General features: G+C 65.5%; 13 protein-coding genes, 1 tRNA gene and 1 pseudogene. 7 read left to right on the forward strand and 8 right to left on the reverse strand.

The features are described from left to right. Nucleotides 1-469 precede the first annotated feature (469 nt). The 5 genes from ACWFRJ_RS30855 (at nt 470) to ACWFRJ_RS30875 (ending at nt 4325) form a co-directional block, all read left to right on the forward strand. Complete coding sequence (locus ACWFRJ_RS30855; protein ID WP_453538102.1) at nt 470-1387, forward strand: pentapeptide repeat-containing protein; 918 nt, start codon at nt 470-472, stop codon at nt 1385-1387. 211 nt (nt 1388-1598) lie between these two features. After that, nucleotides 1599-2015, forward strand: a complete 417-nt coding sequence (locus tag ACWFRJ_RS30860) for a pentapeptide repeat-containing protein (RefSeq protein WP_453538105.1) — start codon at nt 1599-1601, stop codon at nt 2013-2015. Between the two features lie 78 nt (nt 2016-2093). Next, entirely contained in the window at nt 2094-2276 is a 183-nt protein-coding gene (locus tag ACWFRJ_RS30865; RefSeq protein ID WP_453538108.1) for a hypothetical protein, read from the forward strand. A gap of 997 nt (nt 2277-3273) precedes the next feature. After that, entirely contained in the window at nt 3274-3765 is a 492-nt protein-coding gene (locus ACWFRJ_RS30870) for an integrase core domain-containing protein (RefSeq protein WP_453538111.1), read from the forward strand. Between the two features lie 80 nt (nt 3766-3845). Next, nucleotides 3846-4325: an integrase core domain-containing protein gene (locus ACWFRJ_RS30875; RefSeq protein WP_453538114.1), complete on the forward strand. Its 480-nt coding sequence runs from the start codon at nt 3846-3848 to the stop codon at nt 4323-4325. 75 nt (nt 4326-4400) lie between these two features. Here the strand turns inward: ACWFRJ_RS30875 and ACWFRJ_RS30880 are convergent, their stop codons facing one another. Genes ACWFRJ_RS30880 through ACWFRJ_RS30895 form a run of 4 tightly spaced genes read right to left on the reverse strand, consistent with a single transcriptional unit; the run spans nt 4401 to nt 9371 of the window. Further along, a complete protein-coding gene (locus tag ACWFRJ_RS30880; protein WP_453538117.1) occupies nt 4401-5684 on the reverse strand; it encodes a hypothetical protein in 1284 nt (427 codons plus the stop codon). Then, nucleotides 5681-5947 carry a hypothetical protein gene (locus tag ACWFRJ_RS30885; protein ID WP_453538120.1) on the reverse strand — a complete coding sequence of 89 codons (267 nt, stop codon included), beginning with the start codon at nt 5945-5947 and terminating at the stop codon, nt 5681-5683. Before ACWFRJ_RS30885 ends, ACWFRJ_RS30880 begins: the two co-directional genes overlap by 4 nt. Further along, nucleotides 5944-8589 (reverse strand): SUMF1/EgtB/PvdO family nonheme iron enzyme, encoded by a 2646-nt coding sequence (locus tag ACWFRJ_RS30890; protein WP_453538593.1) that lies wholly within the window; start codon nt 8587-8589, stop codon nt 5944-5946. Before ACWFRJ_RS30890 ends, ACWFRJ_RS30885 begins: the two co-directional genes overlap by 4 nt. A 5-nt stretch (nt 8590-8594) precedes the next feature. Continuing rightward, nucleotides 8595-9371, reverse strand: a complete 777-nt coding sequence (locus ACWFRJ_RS30895; protein ID WP_453538123.1) for a class I SAM-dependent methyltransferase — start codon at nt 9369-9371, stop codon at nt 8595-8597. 216 nt (nt 9372-9587) lie between these two features. On the opposite strand from ACWFRJ_RS30895, the gene ACWFRJ_RS30900 reads away from it, so the two are divergent. After that, a complete protein-coding gene (locus ACWFRJ_RS30900; protein WP_453538126.1) occupies nt 9588-10670 on the forward strand; it encodes an integrase core domain-containing protein in 1083 nt (360 codons plus the stop codon). Between the two features lie 201 nt (nt 10671-10871). Here the strand turns inward: ACWFRJ_RS30900 and ACWFRJ_RS30905 are convergent, their stop codons facing one another. The 4 genes and pseudogenes from ACWFRJ_RS30905 to ACWFRJ_RS30920 all read right to left on the reverse strand — a co-directional run bounded on the left by ACWFRJ_RS30905 (nt 10872) and on the right by ACWFRJ_RS30920 (nt 15976). Further along, the gene (locus ACWFRJ_RS30905) at nt 10872-14141 is read right to left on the reverse strand and encodes a tetratricopeptide repeat protein (RefSeq protein ID WP_453538129.1); all 3270 of its coding nucleotides are present in this window, start codon (nt 14139-14141) and stop codon (nt 10872-10874) included. 19 nt (nt 14142-14160) lie between these two features. Then, entirely contained in the window at nt 14161-14610 is a 450-nt protein-coding gene (locus ACWFRJ_RS30910) for a hypothetical protein (protein WP_453538131.1), read from the reverse strand. 501 nt (nt 14611-15111) lie between these two features. Next, nucleotides 15112-15433 (reverse strand): annotated as a pseudogene (locus ACWFRJ_RS30915) (IS5 family transposase); the annotation flags it as partial. 469 nt (nt 15434-15902) lie between these two features. Beyond that, nucleotides 15903-15976: transfer RNA gene (locus tag ACWFRJ_RS30920), tRNA-Pro, on the reverse strand. Nucleotides 15977-16084: 108 nt separating this feature from the next. Between ACWFRJ_RS30920 and ACWFRJ_RS30925 the strand changes: the two genes are divergently transcribed. Then, nucleotides 16085-16609: a DUF309 domain-containing protein gene (locus ACWFRJ_RS30925; RefSeq protein ID WP_453538134.1), complete on the forward strand. Its 525-nt coding sequence runs from the start codon at nt 16085-16087 to the stop codon at nt 16607-16609. Nucleotides 16610-16635: the final 26 nt, after the last annotated feature.

A 16635-nucleotide genomic window follows, 5' to 3' on the forward strand; every position in this document is an offset into this window, starting at 1 on the left:
TCTCCAGGCTTTGGCAATCCGCGAGGCAGCGTACGGGAATTCATCCTCTCAGAGGCATACGCTGACCAGCAAAAGATCGCCGACTACCTGCGAGCTGGGCATGAAATTATAGCCGTTATGGGAGCGTCAGAGGACAAGCTGGGGTCTGGCCGACAGATCCTCGGTGGCGATTCCCTGTACACCGACGGACAGTGGCTGTGGAGAGGTGACCTTTACTTCTACGTAGAGAGTCATCACGTGGCACTACCCGAAGAATTCGTTGCCCATATTCGGATCCATACATATTCGATTCCGCGCGTGGAACGTGCACGACTCCTTGAGGTCTCGGACTATGTAGATGAAAGGTGGTGAGATTCCTTAAGTGCAGCAAAGGCAAGCTGGGACACCCTTCACACCGCACCCTCCGAATAGCGTCTACTAGCGCGGAATGAGGCACCCAGTAGTAGCACTCGCATCAAGATGAACGTCGATGAATAAAAGTGGAGTGAGTACATTGTCTGGGATCCGTGACATGCCGCGAGTCGTTCGCGTGATGCCTGCCGACCCCGAAGCAGCTGCAGAGCTGCAGTCGTGGTCCCAGCAGCAGGACACCACCTTGGACCTCTCAGGTCTCGATGCTTCTGGTGCCGACCTCACCGGAGCCCATCTAGCTCTCGGGGTGTTCAGCGGCACGGGACTGAAGCGCACCACGCTGGTGGACACTGATCTCTACCGAGCGCATCTGGAAGATGCCATGCTCGATTCCGCCGATCTTACCGGCGCTTCCCTCGCAAAGGCTGTGCTTGACGGAGCATCCCTGCGCAACGCAAACCTCACTAGAGCCGATCTGAGCGATACCGAACTCACCGAAACCGATGCGACGTCAGCAAAATTTCGCGGTGCACGGCTCAATGGCACCATCCTCGTGAGAACGTGCCTTCAGGGCGCTGACCTCACCGATGCGACACTGCACAACGCCTCCTTCGATGTGGTCCTCGACAAGGAGACGATCCTTCAAGGGCTTACCGGCAGCGTCTTCGGACCAGCTCGCGTCGATGAAGGCGGTTCTGTACGGGAACTTGCCGGCCTTGAGCTGGAGTTGTGGTTGGAAAGCCGTGGAGCCTCAGTGAAGGTACTCAACTCGCCTCCTGGGACAGTCACCTTCTACGCTCGCATTGACGACGAATTCCCCCGAGAGCGACCTGCCGGGATCGTGCGGCGACGCCGATCTGGACAGTCTTTCCGCGATGAAGCGTTCACACGGAATCTGCGCTGGGAGCCCACGGAATATCTGCGTCTATACGAACTCGGGCACAACGATAGTGACCACGTTGAGATTACCGAGGCGGAGGCAAACCGATTCGTCTCTCGAATCACCGCCAAGCTCAGCGACAGCCAGCGTCTTTGACTCCGCTGAAGAGGACTCCTTTGACTCCGCTGAAGAGGACTCCGCGAATTACCTTCGGTCGCTCCTATCTCGGACGTACACAGTGCCAGCCAAGCCCCGCCTGGGGATACATGGCGTTAGCCGAACAGCACCGGAGGAGGTGAGCGAGTTGTCTGGTATCCGTGATCCCGGTAGGGCTGTGCGGGTCATGCCAGTCGAGCCTGAGGCCGCTATGGCCTTGCAGGCTTGGTGTGACGAGACAGATGACCAGGCGACTTTGGATGCTTCTCAACTCGATCTCTCTGGCGTTGACCTGTCGGGCGCTGACCTGGCGCTGGCTACGCTTTTTGACACCAATCTTGTAGCGGCCAAGCTCGTCGGCGCGGATCTGTATCGTGCGCAGAGCACCGATGCCGTACTCGACAACGCTGATCTGAGTGAGGCGTCCTTGGCAAAGGCCGATCTGCGTGACACGTCCTTGCGTGGCGCCCAGTTGCGCCATACCAACCTGGGCAGCGCGGACCTCTGGAAGGTGGACGCGCGGTCGGCGTCCTTCCAAGAAGCGACGCTCGACGGAGCTTCATTCCTCGACGTTCAGCTCCAGGGCGCCGATCTCTCCAACGCATCGGTTAGCGAAACGTCGCTGTAGGCGGTGTTCAACGGGCACACGCTCGTCGCCGGGCTCTCGGGAACGATATTCGGGCCCGCACTCCTTGAAGTAAGAGGTGTGCAGCGCGAGATCGCCGGACCTGAACTCGAGCAGTGGCTGAACAGTCGCGGCGCAGCGGTGCAGGTCCTCAACCGATCATCCGCAGACATCACTTACTACGCGAAGATCAGTGATGGCTATCCGCGTAGCAGTCGCGCCGGGCGTGACCAATGTGATGATTCGGCCGTTCGCGTCGTGTGACGACTCGGCCTTGGATCGTGGACGACGGCTTGTAGGCACGGATCGAACCGCTGCTCCCCGTAGCGCTTCAAAACTGCTTCACCGTGCTGACCTCAGGCGATATGCCAATCCGGCATGATCAAGACCGTGCTCACACGGATGATCTACCTGTTCGCCACGCGGGTCTTCGCGTGGCTGGGCCTGCTGTGCAGATCTAAGGCAGCGAAAACGCCGAGATACTCATCCTGCGTCACGAAGTCGCGGTGCTACGCCGACAGGCCACCTGTCCAGCTCGGAAATAGGATTCCGGCTCTGGCCTGCAGCTTCTCCACGCGGGGCAACAGCCTGTGCCGCGTGAAAACTCGGGTTCGGGCCACTGAGCTGGAGCATTCTTCTGCGGGAGCGGTGTCAGACCGAGGATGATCGGAGTCCATGCGGTGGTCATGGATCTACCTGCTGACACGAAGGGCACTGAAGCTGGCAGGCTTACGGCTGATGGGCAGCGCGGCCAAGGACGTCGAACTGCTCGTGCTGCGGCATCAGCTCGCCGTGCTCCAACGTCAAGTCGGCCGACCGAAGTTAGAACCAGGAGATCGGGTTCTGCTGGCGGCCCTGTCGAGACTGTTGCCCAGAGAGTGCTGGAGCAGCTTCTTCGTCACCCCGGCGACACTGCTCCGTTGGTACCGGGAGCTGATCGCCGACAAGTGGACCTACCCTCACAAGAAACCGGGTCGGCCACCGATATCAGAGGAGACACGGGAGTTGATCCTGCGCCTCGCGAGGGAGAACCCTCTGTGGGGTCACCGGCCGCGTGCAGGGCGAACTGGCACGGCTGGGCGTCACCGTCTCCGCCGCTACCGTCCGGTCAGTACTGCGGAAGGGAAACATCCCGCCCGCGCCCCAACGGGCACGCGACGCCTGGTCCACCTTCCTGCGCGCGCAAGCTACCGGACTACTCGCGTGCGACTTCTTCCACGTCGACACCGCGTTCCGTCGGAGGTTGTACGTGCTGTTCATAATGGAAGTTTCAACGCGCCGGGTGCACATCCTCGGCGTCACCGAGCACCCGAACCGGGGCTGGGTGACCCAGCAGGTCCGCAACCTGATGATGGACCTCGATGACCAGGTCGACCGGTTCCGGTTCTTCCTGCGCGATCGGGACGGGAAGTTCTCCGACGCCTTCGACACCATCCTCGCAGGCGCGGGCGTACAGGTCCTCCTCACACCACCGAGATCGCCGAAGGCGAACGCCTTCGCGGAACGCTGGGTCGGCACCGTCCGCCGTGAATGCACCGACCGCCTGCTCATCATGAACGAGCGGCACCTACGAGCAGTCCTGGACACCTACACCAACCACTACAACCGACACCGCCCCCACCAATCCCTCAACCAACGCCCTCCCCAGTCCGTAGAGGACGGGCGACCAGCCCCGGCGATCCCGCTCGCCAACCGCGTCCGCCGCACACAGCTACTCAGCGGCCTCATCAACGAGTACCAACAAGCAGCCTGACAGCAGGTAGACAAACGGCCTGGTCATCGGTCCGAACCAGGGTTTTCACGCGGGACAAGCGGCTGTACGCGCTGTTCGTCATGGAAGTACGCACCCGCACCATGCACATCCTCGACGTCACCGCCCACCCCACCGCCGCCCGGGCCACCCAGCAAGCCCGCCAACTTCTCCGGCACCTCGGCGACCGGACAGCCGACTTCACCCACCACATCCGGGACCGTGACGCCAAGTTCACCGCCGCCCTCGACGCAGTCTTCGCCAGCGAGGACATCACCGTCATCAAGATCCCGCCACGCAGCCCCAACTGCAACCCACACGCAGAACGCCTCATCCGCTCAGTCCGCGACGAGTGCACCAACCGCATCCTGCTGTACGACCGCAGCCACACCGAGAAGATCCTTCACGACTACGCGAAGCACTTCAACGACCACAGACCCCACCAAGGCCGCAACCAACTCGCACCCCGTGACGACCCCGACGTCATTCCCCTACCGACGCCCCGGATCCCACGCCACCAGGCCGTCGGCAGCCTCACCAACGAGTACCACCGTGCAAGCTGATCACTCGACAACACTCCAGTTCAAGGAGTGTGGAACAGTTTTGAAGCACTACGGGAGTTTTCGGCAAGCGCAGTCCTACTCCTTGCCACCCGAGCCCCGCAAAGATGACAGGACCAGGCGCCCATACCGGGTGGTGAGGGCTGCTGCTGTAGCGGCAACCGAGAGCCCGAGCGAGATGAACAAGTGTGATGTGGAGTGGTCATCGAGAACTTGCAGAATGCTCAACGCCGTGCCGAGTGGCAGCCCGAGAATGGTCAGGACGCCCAGGGCTCCACTGATCTGCTGGCTCTCCTGGGTTTGTACGAGCCTGCTGTAGTCGGCTGCTTCAGCCAGGATTTCATCGAAACGTGCGGGCAGCCGATGCTGGTTCTGGAACGCAAGGAGCAGGTCGTTGGCCGCACCGTGCGCGGTGAGGTGCTGTCGCCAGTAGGTGCTGCGAAAGACGGCAATGTTCCGCTCCAGCGTGGCGACACGGCGTGCCAGCCGCGCAGAGTTGAACACCTCGGAGAGTTCGTCGGTGAGTTCGTCGATGTGGTCGCGCTGGAGCGAGCCGAGAAGCAGGGCGTCGAGATAGACGGTACGAGAGTGCAGCGCTCCGAATTCGAAGAAGTCGCCCGCACCGGTGTAAGGCCGGTGGCCGAGGAAGGCAGCCCCTTGGCGGAGCACCAGAGCGCTCCAGTCTGCCGAGATGCGTACTGCGTCCTTGAGCTGTTCTCCAACGGTTTCCGGAGGCAGCGGGAAATCCTCCGGCGTGGAACGCGAAGCCAGTTGCCACAGCCAGTGGTCTGCGGTGGCAGGTAGCGCGCCTTCGCCGCTGGTGCGGAGGGCGGGGGTGTGCCGCGCTGTGGGGGTCATGAAGGCGACGGTGTAAGGCCGCGCTAAAGCGAACGGCTGGTCACGGCCCCGGACATCGGCGATACCAGCAAGGAGTCCGGCCGGGTCGAAGGGCCCGGTGAGTAGTTCGTCGGCAGGGCTCGGCCGCCGCCCGGCCAGGGACCGCAGTATGGGGAGCAGCGGTCTTTCCACGCTGAAGTGCAAGACGATGAGAGCGTGTTCGGGATTGCGGGCGGTTGCCGCGTGGAGGAGCTCCATGCCCAGCAGATGCAGTCCGTCCTGCTTGACGTCCAGCGGCAGGTGCCAGCGGCGCGGCCGTCCGGGTGCTCCGTAGAGTGCGCGGGCAGAGGCGGGGGCAAAGTAGGTGGACCGAGTCGCGGCGTCGGTGCGGCGGCTGCCCAGCTCGAATGGGAAGGGGCCTTCGGGCCAGTTGGGGACGCGCAGTAGCCGCACCGGGAGCACGACAGTCAGTTCCTGGCGTGATCCTGTGATGTCCTCGAGCAGTGGGGCTCCGTAGGTGGTCACCGGTAGTACTCGGCTGGGTCGGGCTGGTCGAGGCGAATGACGAACTCCGCCCGGTCGGGGCTTTCGGCGCTGATATGGAAGCGGACCTGTTCCCCCGTGCGGATGGTCCGGAATCCTTCGGTCACGATCTGCCGGTAGTCGAAGCCGTAGTACCGCTCGTCCTCGTCGTCGCAGACGACGTAGGTGCCGAGCGCACCGCTCAGCCCTCCCCCACTCGGGCGCCTGTCCACAATGGTTCCGTGACGCGGCCCGCCACTGCTCATGCCGTCGTCTCCTCTGTCCCGGATGTGTCGAGGTCTTGCACGCATCGGAAGCCGACCGCGTTGCTTCCGCCGCGCTTGCGGTAGATGCCCTTGCTGCTGGTCTGTACCGAACGCATCGGGTTGTCGTAGCTGCCACCGCAGATGACGGCCTCGCCGGGGTCGTCCAGGCTGGTGGACGTCCATTCCCAGCAGTTGCCCACCATGTCGAGAACGCCGAACGGGGAGCGGTTGCCCGGCCGTTCATCGATGGGTGTGGCCCCGGCCCGGCGTACAGCGTCGCCTGCGAAATCCTGATACCACGCCTGATACGTCACGACCGGTGCGCCGACCCATGTGTCGGCGCAGTTTATGTGGGTGCTGTCGGGAGTATCGCCCCAAGGGAAAAGGCGTCCGTCGGTGCCACGCGCGGCGGCCTCCCACTCAAGCGAGGTCGGTAGCCGCTTGCCTTCGAACCCGGCAAAGGCGTACGCGCTCCACCAGTTGACACAGATGGCAGGGTAGCCGTCGTAGCGCGGATCCTCGTAGTAGTCGGGCCGCCGCAGCCGGTCGGTCCAGGGGCGATGTGTGATGTCAGCTGGCTGGTCGGGGTGGTCCCACCGTGAGGTACCTTCCGCGTCCAGGGATTCGAGGAAGCGGCGGTAGCGCGCAACGGTCACTGCATGGCGGTCGAAGACCACGGGATGCTCGACGCGGCGGATCAGCAGCCGTTCGGCCGGTCCGACCAGGTACGCCCCGGAGGGCAGCACGCAGTCGTTCGTTTCCGGACTGCCGGGCAGACCGGCCAGGAATGCGCGCACCTGCTCGGTGAGGAATGCACCACCGGGAAGGTCGGCTGCCAGGTCACGCTTCGCCGCCTCGGCCAGACATCTTGCAGCTAGTAGTTCCTGGTATGCCGTGTGCACGAAGGCGACGTGATCGGGCCCGGCGGGCCGCAGCAGCGGAGCGAGGACACAGGCGCCGAGATCGAGGCGCCCGTTCGTGAATGCATTGGCCCCTAACTGTCGGTGTACATCGAGAAGAGAGAACACGGTGCGGTCGGTGAGGAAAGCATGTCCGAACACGGCAGGCAGCCGCTGCTCCAGATCAAGTTGCCCATGCTCGGCCAGTGTCTGCGCGATGTGTACACCGAGAATGTCCGCGAGCGGTCTTCCCGTAGGCAAGTTCAGCGCCGTGGTGAGGTGCTTCTCGAGAGGGGTTTCCGCAGGCTCAGCAAGGCGTACAACGTGGAAGTGCGGGACCCGTGACGGGTCGACACCATTCGCGTACATCTGCTCGACCAACTGCTCGGACCGGCCCGCGCCGCTATCCAGAAGCTGGCGTATCTGGGGCGAGTCCGCGAGAAAGGACACTCGTGAACTCATGACGACGGCTGATTCGGCTGACAGGACGGCAGCGAGATCGGTGAAGAGCCGAAGGAAACCGGCAGGGCTGGGTTCATCGACGCCTTCATCGACAGCGTCGAGCACACACAGTGCGGTCCCGGAACGGATGAGGTAGAGGAAAAGTTCGTAAGCGCGTGAGCGATCCGACGTCATGGCCGGCGCGAGAAGGCGGGCCGCGTACTCGGAGAACGGTTCGTCCTTCGGTTTGATGCCGAGGTCGAAGTAGAAGCGGAAACGGCGGATCTCGGGGTTGACGGCCAGCGAGCGCAGGAGTGTGCTCTTGCCACTGCCGGGGCGCCCGGTGACCAGGACGTTCGCACTACCGCCCGCCAGGCGCCTCAAGAGCTCCGCCGCGTCGCCGGACTGCTCCATTCTCGACTCGCCGGTCCGAGGGTCGGTGCTCAGCGCCGCCGCGGTGACAGCGTCCCTTGGCTCCTCCTCGGTGGCGGCGCCGGTGAGATCCTCGAGGTGGGTACCAAGATTGACGATGGTATCGACGAAGCCGTCGTAACGCACGATGCGGAAATCCAGTCCCAGCATGGGGTGAATGGCGTCGGCTACCACTCCACCGTCGTCGTCCAGGACGACGAACCGAGTGAGCTTGGGCAACCGCGTGCGCAAGAGCTCCCCGCCACTGGAGGCAAGGACGGCACGAAGATCGTCGGCGTCCCGGGAGAGCATCAACTCCACGTACTCCAGGCGCATCCCTGACTCACGGCAGAACAGTTGGTAGACGGTATCCGAGCTGAGGACGAACCGCTTTGCCTGCCGGTAGCCGAGGGTGACGTACAGCCCGGCAAGGAACTCGCAGCGGCGCGCCACCTCGGGCGCCACGTCGGGCTCACCGCCGAGAAGGGCCGCACTCCCGGTATTGGTGAACCAGACCAGTACGTCCACGAGCCTGCGGACCGCCATCAGCCCGTCTTCGTCACTGATGACGTACCCGTCGTGTGTCGAGCGGTTTCGCAGCCGCCGAATGTCTTCGAGCGCATCCAGAACCGTGCTGCTGCGGATGTACGGACGGCAGCGCTTGACCAGGTCGTTCAGGGCCTTAGTCGAGGGGTCGCCCTCGACATCGTGGTGGCGCCACAGTTCCTTGAGTAGCTTCTCGGTCAGTTTGCCAATCAGGGCGACTGCGTTCTCGGGATAGCCGTCGTTCAGGGAGCGTAACGGCCGTTCCAGATCAAGCCCCAGTCGGTCGGCGATCCGCGAGTGGTCATCGAGTTCGCTCCGCAGGCGTCGTAGCCGTTCGTCGACCATGGTGCTCACGAGGGCTCTCCACGTCGCCGACCGAGGATGAACGCGAACCGGTCCGGGAACACCAACACAGGCTCCGGATGAGCGACGCGCATTTCTTCTATGCCCTTCTCGATCTCGCTGTCGCTGAAGGAGGAGAGCAGGGACATGTAGCGGGCACGCACCATACCGAGGTATTGATCCCGATTGATACGCAGCTCGTGCTCGACATATCCGAGATCGGCTTCCAGCCCAGCAGCTTGCAAGTGCCCCTCGATAACGGACGGGTCCGGCTGCAGCTCCTCAAAGCGTGCGAGGGCCGCCTCGAACAGCGGGTACTGAATGGTGGCCGGAAGCATCACCACCAGCAACCGGCCCCCGGGCGCCAGCCGATCAGCCAGGCCGCGAAGCGTGTGCGCCGGATCGGCGACATGATGCACCGACTCTTTCAACCACACCGCATCAAGCTGTTCGTACGGCAGTCGCGTACGCCCCTCCGCGATGTCCTCGGCAGAAGCGACGATTGACGTCAAGCCAGCCGGAGGCGGCGCCCCGAGCTGACCGAGCATCGCTTCGGAAGGATCAACACACAGAATAGGATGGCGAGGCTGGAGCCGCCTGGCCACTTCCCTGGCGAATAGGCCTGTACCGGAGCCGATGTCGGCGATCCGGTCCGCGAGGCCGAGTTGCAGTGCCTCGGCGATCCGGCTGGACATCCAGGGAATATAGTCCGGACCATAGACCCAGTGCTCGTCGTACTCGGCCGCTAACTCCTCGTAGTGCCCTTGCACGTCGCGCCCCTCCACGATCCCCCTCGTGTGCCGCCGGTCGTGCCGTACAGGGCACAGGACAGAATATCGCAGGTACTTGATCGGCAACAGGCTGTAACAAGACGTCGGTTGGCTCTTGTCGAACGTCCCGGCCAGAGACTCGGCCCTGCAGCCGTTCGATCTACTGCTCCGCCTGTGGGTGCCCGAAACTCGGCTACCCCCGCTGACTTGGCCTTGCGGTCGAGATCAGGCGTGGCGAGATCCTGGGGCACGGCTCTGCGACTGCTGTACCTAGCCTTCTTGAAGGTCCTGGGGTGGATTGCGCTGCTGGCACGATCGGAGGCTTCCAAGAACGCGGAGGTCCTCGTACTGCGGCACCAGCTCACGGTGCTCCGCCGTCAGGTCCTCCGACCCCAGCCCTCATGGGCGGCCCGAGCCGTGATCGCGGCACTGTCCCGGCTGCCGCCCAAGGACCTACGAGGGCACCTGTTCGTCACCCCCGGTACGCTGCTGCGCCGGCACGCCGACCTGGTCAAGCGCCGCTGGACCTACCAACGCCGAGGACCAGGCCGGCCGCCGACCCCGCCCACCCTGCGGGAGCTGGTGCTGAGGATGGCCGCGGAGAACCCGCACTGGGGGTACCGCAGGATCGCGGGCGAACTGGCCTGCGCCGGTTATCCAGTTGGCGCCTCGACGGTATGGGCGATCCTGAGAAGAGCCGGGGTCGACCCGGCACCACGCCGCTCGGGCCCGGCCTGGGCGCAGTTCCTGCGCAGCCAGGCTTCGGGGATCCTCGCGGTGGACTTTTTCCACGTGGACACCGTGTTGCTGCGGCGCCTGTACTGCATGGTGGTCATGGAGATATCCACCCGCCGAGTACACCTCCTGGGCGTCACCGCCCATCCGACCGGCAGTCGGGCAGTCCAGCAGGCGCGCGAGCCTGCCATGGCACTGAACGACCGCGTCGACCGAGTCAGGTTCCTGATCAGGGACAGGGACGCGAAGTTCACTAACGCCTTCGACGCCGTCTTCGCATCCGAGACCATCCAGGTCCTGCTCACTCCCGGGCGGGCCCCGCGGGCGAACGCGTACATCGAGCGCTGGATCGGCGGATGCCGCCGCGAACTCCTCGACCACACCCTGATCACCAACGAACGGCACCTGCGCAACGTACTGGCCATATACGAGACACACTTCAATACCCATCGCCCACACCGCGCCCTCCACCAAGCAGCACCCCTGCGGCCGCTCCCCGACCTGGTCGACCCGGACAGCAAGGTCATCCGTCGAGATCTACTCGGCGGGATAATCCACGAATACACCCAGGTCGCATAGGGCGGCCCAGTTTCGGGCACCCACAGGAGGAGCTCAAGGCCGAACTGGCCGAGGTGGCAGGCAGGTTGGGCAGTGCCCGGGAGATCTTGAGGCGGCTGCAGATTGCGCGGGAGACCGTGGCTGATGTGATGGCCGAGATGTCAGCGGCACCATCACCGGTTCGGGCAGGTGCAGCAGCAGGTGTAAATCAGCTGAAGGGCTTCACCTCTTTTCCGTGGTGTCCTGTTGCGCCTCGGCACGCACCGTTTCCCAGATGTACAGCGAGTTGGCGAGGTCGTGCTCGTACGCGGCGGGAAGATCGGCCGCCAGCCGACGATAGATCCCCACCGCCTCCTGTGCGGCGGGCAGGGCCTCACCTGGACGCTTCACCTCATACAGCAAGATGGCGAGGTTGGACAGCGACATAGCGAGGCCGGGTTCGTACGCGGCGGGGTTCCCCGCTGTCAGCCGACGCCGGATCTCCACCGTCTCCTGTGCGGCGGCCAGGGCTTCGCCGAGGCGCCCCATCCCCGCCAGCCAGCTGCAGAGGTTGGTCAGCGACTTGGCGAGGCCGGGTTTGTACGCGGCGGGGTTCCTCGCTGTCAGCCGACGCTGGATCTCCAACCCCCTCTGTGCGGCGGCCAGGGCCTCATCCTGCTGCCCCACCCCCGCTAGGCAGATGCCGAGGGTGGACAACGAGCGGGCGAGGTCGGGTTCGTACGCGGCGGGATTGCCTGCCGCCAGTCGACGGTAGATCTCCACCGCCTCCTGGGCAGTGGTCAGGGCCTCTTCAGGGCGCTCCACCTCCGACAGCCAGATACCGAGGTTGGACAGTGATATGGCGAGGTCGGGTTCGTAGGTGGCGGGATTGCCTGCCGCCAGTCGACGGTAGATCTCCACCGCCTCCTGCTCGGCGGCCAGGGACTCACCCCGCCGCCCCACCTCCGACAGGAAGGCGCCGAGGTTGGACAACGAGCGGGCGAGGTCGGGCTCGTATGCGGCGGGATTGCCTGCCGCCAGTCGACGGTAGATCTCCACCGCCTCCTGCTCGGCGGTCAGGGCCTCACCCCGCCGCCCTAGCTCTGACAGGCACGTGCCGAGGTTGGACAGCGACATAGCGAGGCCAGGCTCATACGCGGCGGGATTGACAGCTGCCAGCCGACGCCGGATCTCCACCGCTTCCTGTGTGAGGGTCAGGGCTTCATCCCGCCGTCCCACCTCCGACAGGAACTTGCCGAGGTTGCTCAGTGACTTAGCGAGGTCGGGCTCGTATGCGGCGGGGTTAGCCGCTGCCAGTCGACGGTAGATCTCCACCGCCCTGTGCGCGGCGGTCAGGGCCATATCCCGCCGTCCCACCTCCGACAGGGGGGTGCCGAGGTTGGCCAGAGAGCGGGCGAGGTCGGGCTCGTATGCGGCCGGGTTGTCTGCTGCCAGTCGACGGTAGATCTCCACCGCCTCTTGCACGGCGGCTGGGGCCTCATCACGCCGTCCCACTTCCGACAGTCGCGCGCCGAGGTTCGACAGCGAGCGGGCGAGGTCGGGCTCGTATGCGGCCGGGTTGTCTGCTGCCAGTCGACGGTAGATCTCCACCGCCTCCTGGGTGACGGTCAGGGCGATATCCCGCCGCCCCACCTCTGACAAGAAGGCGCCGAGGTTGCCCAGGGACAGAGCGAGGCCGGGCTCGTACGCGATGCGATTGGCTGCTGCCAGCCGACGCCGCATCTCCACCGCCTCCTGGATGGCGGTCAGGGCCTCATCCCGCCGCCCCACCTCCGACAGGGAGGTGCCGAGGTCGGACAGCGACATGGCGAGGCCGGGTAGGTATTCGGGATGGGTGGAGGTGAGATCGCGCCAGGCTTGCAGGGCTTGCCTACCGGTGGTGAGGGCCTCGTCGCGAAGTCCGGCGTTGCGCTGGCGGATCGCGAGGTTGTAGAGGGTCTGGCCGCGGATGACGGGGTCGTGGGCGGTGGCCAGGCGGTGGTGTGCCAGGCGTGCGGCGAGGGCGGCGATACCGACGTCGAGGTCGGTGTGACGACGTTCGGGGAGGTGGGGTTCGATGGCTTCCAGGACGGTGACGTCCAGGGTGGGCAGGTCAACCAGTCGAGTCAGAGCGGCACTGCCGACAGCCAGGGCGAGTTCGGGGTGGCGCCGCAGGAGTGGCGCGAGGTGCTGGGTGGTCAGATGAGGCCAGCGGTGGGCTGACTCGATCATGACCGACAGGGCCTGGCGGGTGTAGACCGCCGGCCCGCTGTCCTGGTGGTCAGGGGCAAGCAGTGTGGCGGGTGCGGTGAAGGTCCAGGGGTCGGTGGCGTGGTATCCGAACTCTTTCTCATGGCCGGGCAGAGCCAGTGCGAGGTAGTCCTCGCCGAGGCGGTCGGGGGAGAGCGGGTCCAGTACCAGTTCGGGCTCGGCAGGCGGATAGCAGCGGGCGTGGTCTTCGGCCAGTTGCCCCCCGGCGGCTGGAGTGTCGGCGGCGCCAGTGCAGGTCAGGGCTGCCGCAGCATCGGCGGGGGGCAGGGCGCCGGTGAGGGTGGCCACGTACACGGCCCGGCCCATGGTCTGCTCGGTGGTGCGCAGAGGACCACGGCCCTGGTCGTGAGAAGAGCGCCAGTGGTCATGTTCACGGTCCAGCAGGTAGGAGGACAGGCTCGCCTGGCCGCTGCCGGTCGGGGGCGTCTTCCCGCGGCGGGTGGCGTCCACGTCGACCAGGGCGCGCATGTGGACGGTCAGGGTCAGGGCGAACACCGGGTCGTCGAGATCGGGTATGCCGATCCTGGCGGGGTGGGTGTGGGTGAAGATCTCAGCGAACCGGTCTCGGGCTGCGGTGTACATGTCGGCGCGTACCCCCGGGGTATCCGGGAGTCCTTCGAGGCGGAGGGCATCGACGTCGAGGATGTCGAGTTTCGTGAACTGGTGTGCCAGGCCCTGCCACCAGGGGCCAGCGGGGCGGGCCAGCAGCAGGATGCGCAGCTTGTCGCGGGCAGCGTCACGGTGCTGGCGAACCAGCGTGATCAGGTCTTCCAGGGGCCAGCGTTCGGCGTAGTCCACGATGATGACCAGGCCCGGGGCCCGTACGGTCAGGGTCTGGTCGCCATCCCCGGCCGAGGCGGCCTCGCTACGGTGTCGTGCGAGCGCGACTGCCCAGCCGGCCTTGGCCGAGCGCGCGGCGAACTCGGTGGCCAGCCGGGTCTTGCCCGACCCGCCCTCGGCGTGCACCAGACGTATTGACAGTCCCGGCGGCTCGCCGTCGCGCCAGGACTCCAATACCGCCAGCTCCGGTGGGGGGATGAAGGGAACGATCTGGTGGCGGGCTGTCAGCAGTCGGCTCGGCACCCGGGCCAGCCCGGCGGGCATCGCGGCCGGTGTGGCGAGGGGGAAGGGCTCCACCCGGTACGGCGGGGTACCGCGGTAGAGGTAGTTGTACTGGTCCCCGTGCTGTACGGCATTGACCCGGCCACCGCCGGTGGCCGTGATGACCTGGATGTAGCCCACGCCCTCTCCCTCCTTCACCTCACGCGCCGGGCGAGGGCGGCTGGGTACCGAGGGAGTCCATGTAGTGGTTGTGCTGGGTGCCGTCCTGCACGGCGTTGACCACGCCATGGTCATGAGCGGCGTTGTGCTGTACCCACTGCTGCTGCATCGTCGGCAGTGCTGCCAGCATCTCGGCCGTCTGCACCCCCAGTTCCTCAGCCGCGTCGGGATGCGCGGCCAGGAACCTTTCCAGTTCCCCCTGCCACAGCCCGACCAGCACCCCGCGGGCAGACTTGGCATCCCCGGCCTGGGCGACCAGAGCCGCACCGTTGTCCAGCCGCGCCTCGATACCGGCATGCAGGTCAGGGCTGCGGCGGCGGATGAATGCCGAGAATCCGCTGCGGACGGTGGTCCAGGCGTCTGTGGCCATCGCGGCCACGATCGTTGTCGCACCGGTCATGGCCAACGCCGCAATCTCCTGCTGTGTCATCCACGTCCTCCCCTACCCTCACGCCTTGGGGCCGACGGATGCACGCAGGGCAGGTCCTGAACAGTTCCCGCTCCACCGGCAGCGTCACCGCGTCCCGCTTTGAGTTCCTGATCACTCAGGTCCTGTCCAGTGTCCGACCGGCCCATCCATGCCCCGGCTGCCGCCCCGTGGCTGCACATCCCGCCGAACCACGCCAGATCAGAATGGCCGACCTGGCAAAGCCCGCCCACCCGGTTGAGGGCTTCGTGACATGTTCGTTGCAGTACCCCATGCAGGGGCCGTAAGGGGGCAGTGGGGCCGAGCGGCCGATGTCCTGAATGAATCGCCCCGGGACGCTTCGGGCCAGCGTGCCGGGGCGCCGAGCCTGGCGGTCCCACCAAACTGCCAGCTCACGGTGTCCCTCCAGAGGAACCACACCCATCGACATTCGACGATTACAACCAACTTTTCCTCGACCTTGCAGGAGGCCCGTCGACTTGGTGATGGGGTCCCTAGAGGTCGCTATCTCCTGTTGTTGCATCCAGGAATATCCGGTGAGTTCACTTTCGCCGGGTCCCGCCAGGAGACGGTGGCCTCACCGGTGAGTCGGCGGGCCATGAGATCGGTCATTGCCGGGTGGATCATGGCTTCGGAGCGGGCGGGCAGGGTCTCGCAGTCGCGGACCAGACGGCGGCGGAACATCAGCCAGCCGTAGGTCCGCTCGACTGCCCGCTTCGGGACCGGGGGTGAAACCCCCGGTCCCAGGGCGGCGTTCGACGATTTCCATGTTGATGCCGAGGGCGGCGGCATGCTCGACCAGGTGCTTGCGACAGCCGCCGTCGACCGGCGCGCCGACCGCGAGCGTCTCCGTACCGCGTCCTACAGACGCCATCAGCCATTACGCTGCGTCAAGGGGACGCGCAGGAGCACTCACCCCGAAGCGACACCCCCTCCGATCTGCACCGAATTGCGCTACGGCGTTCAACCTCTGGATGACGTGTGCACCGAGACACGGCGTTCACGCAGGCAAGGGGTCGGCGAAAGCCGTCAAGGGGACGATTGGGAGCACGGCCCCATGACGAGTATTCGGACAAGGGGGCGAACAGCTCGACCCCTTGCCCGAACATCCGACCGGGCAGCGGAGATGCTCCCTGGGAGCGACCGGATCGGGCGACCATCCGTCCACCCCCGGTTGACGTCGCTCCCAGACTCCCGCTCCCTGGGAGCGCAGGGAGCCGCTCCCCGCTCCCAGAATTGCTCCCAAACACGAAGTAGGGGCCATCCGAAGATGGCCCCTACCTGCGACGTTTCCGTCGGGACGACAGGATTTGAACCTGCGACCCCTTGACCCCCAGTCAAGTGCGCTACCAAGCTGCGCCACGTCCCGATGCGCGTGTCTCGCGGTGTTCTGCGTGATCGCGCAAACAGAACTTTACCCCACGTTCGGGAGTGGTCCGCGCCCCCTTCCAGGGGGTCGGCGAGGGACAATCGGGTTATGAGCAGTGCACCTCGACCTGATGACCGTGGCCGTGACCGTGATGACGAAGGGCGGGCCCGTAACGCGCGGCCGCGTGATGGGCTGGGGCGGCCGTTGGCGTACGGCACTGAAGGGGTGGAGCGGCAGCCCGAAGGGGTTACGCGTACGCCCGATGAGACGGTCGCTCAGGCGCAGGCCCTGCTTGACGCGGGGCGGCCCTTTCATGCGCACGAGGTCTTCGAAGATGCCTGGAAGTCGGGGCCCGAGGACGAGCGCGATCTGTGGAAAGGGCTCGCGCAGTTGGCCGTTGGGCTGACCCACTCGGCCCGTGGCAACCTCACCGGCGGGGCGCGGCTGCTGCTCAGGGGCGCGGGTGCGATCGGTGCGGGGAAGTGGGGAGAGCGGCCGTACGGGATCGATCTCGATGGACTTGTGCTGTGGGCGCGGCAGTTGGCGGAGTCGCTGGATGGGGACGGGCCGACTGTGGATGCCGCCGAGCACGCGCCGCTGCTGCGTGGAGAAGGCGAGAGGGGCCGTTGGTGACGAGGGCGGTAGCCACTCGCGTACCC

The organism is Streptomyces sp. NPDC055239 (assembly GCF_053606205.1).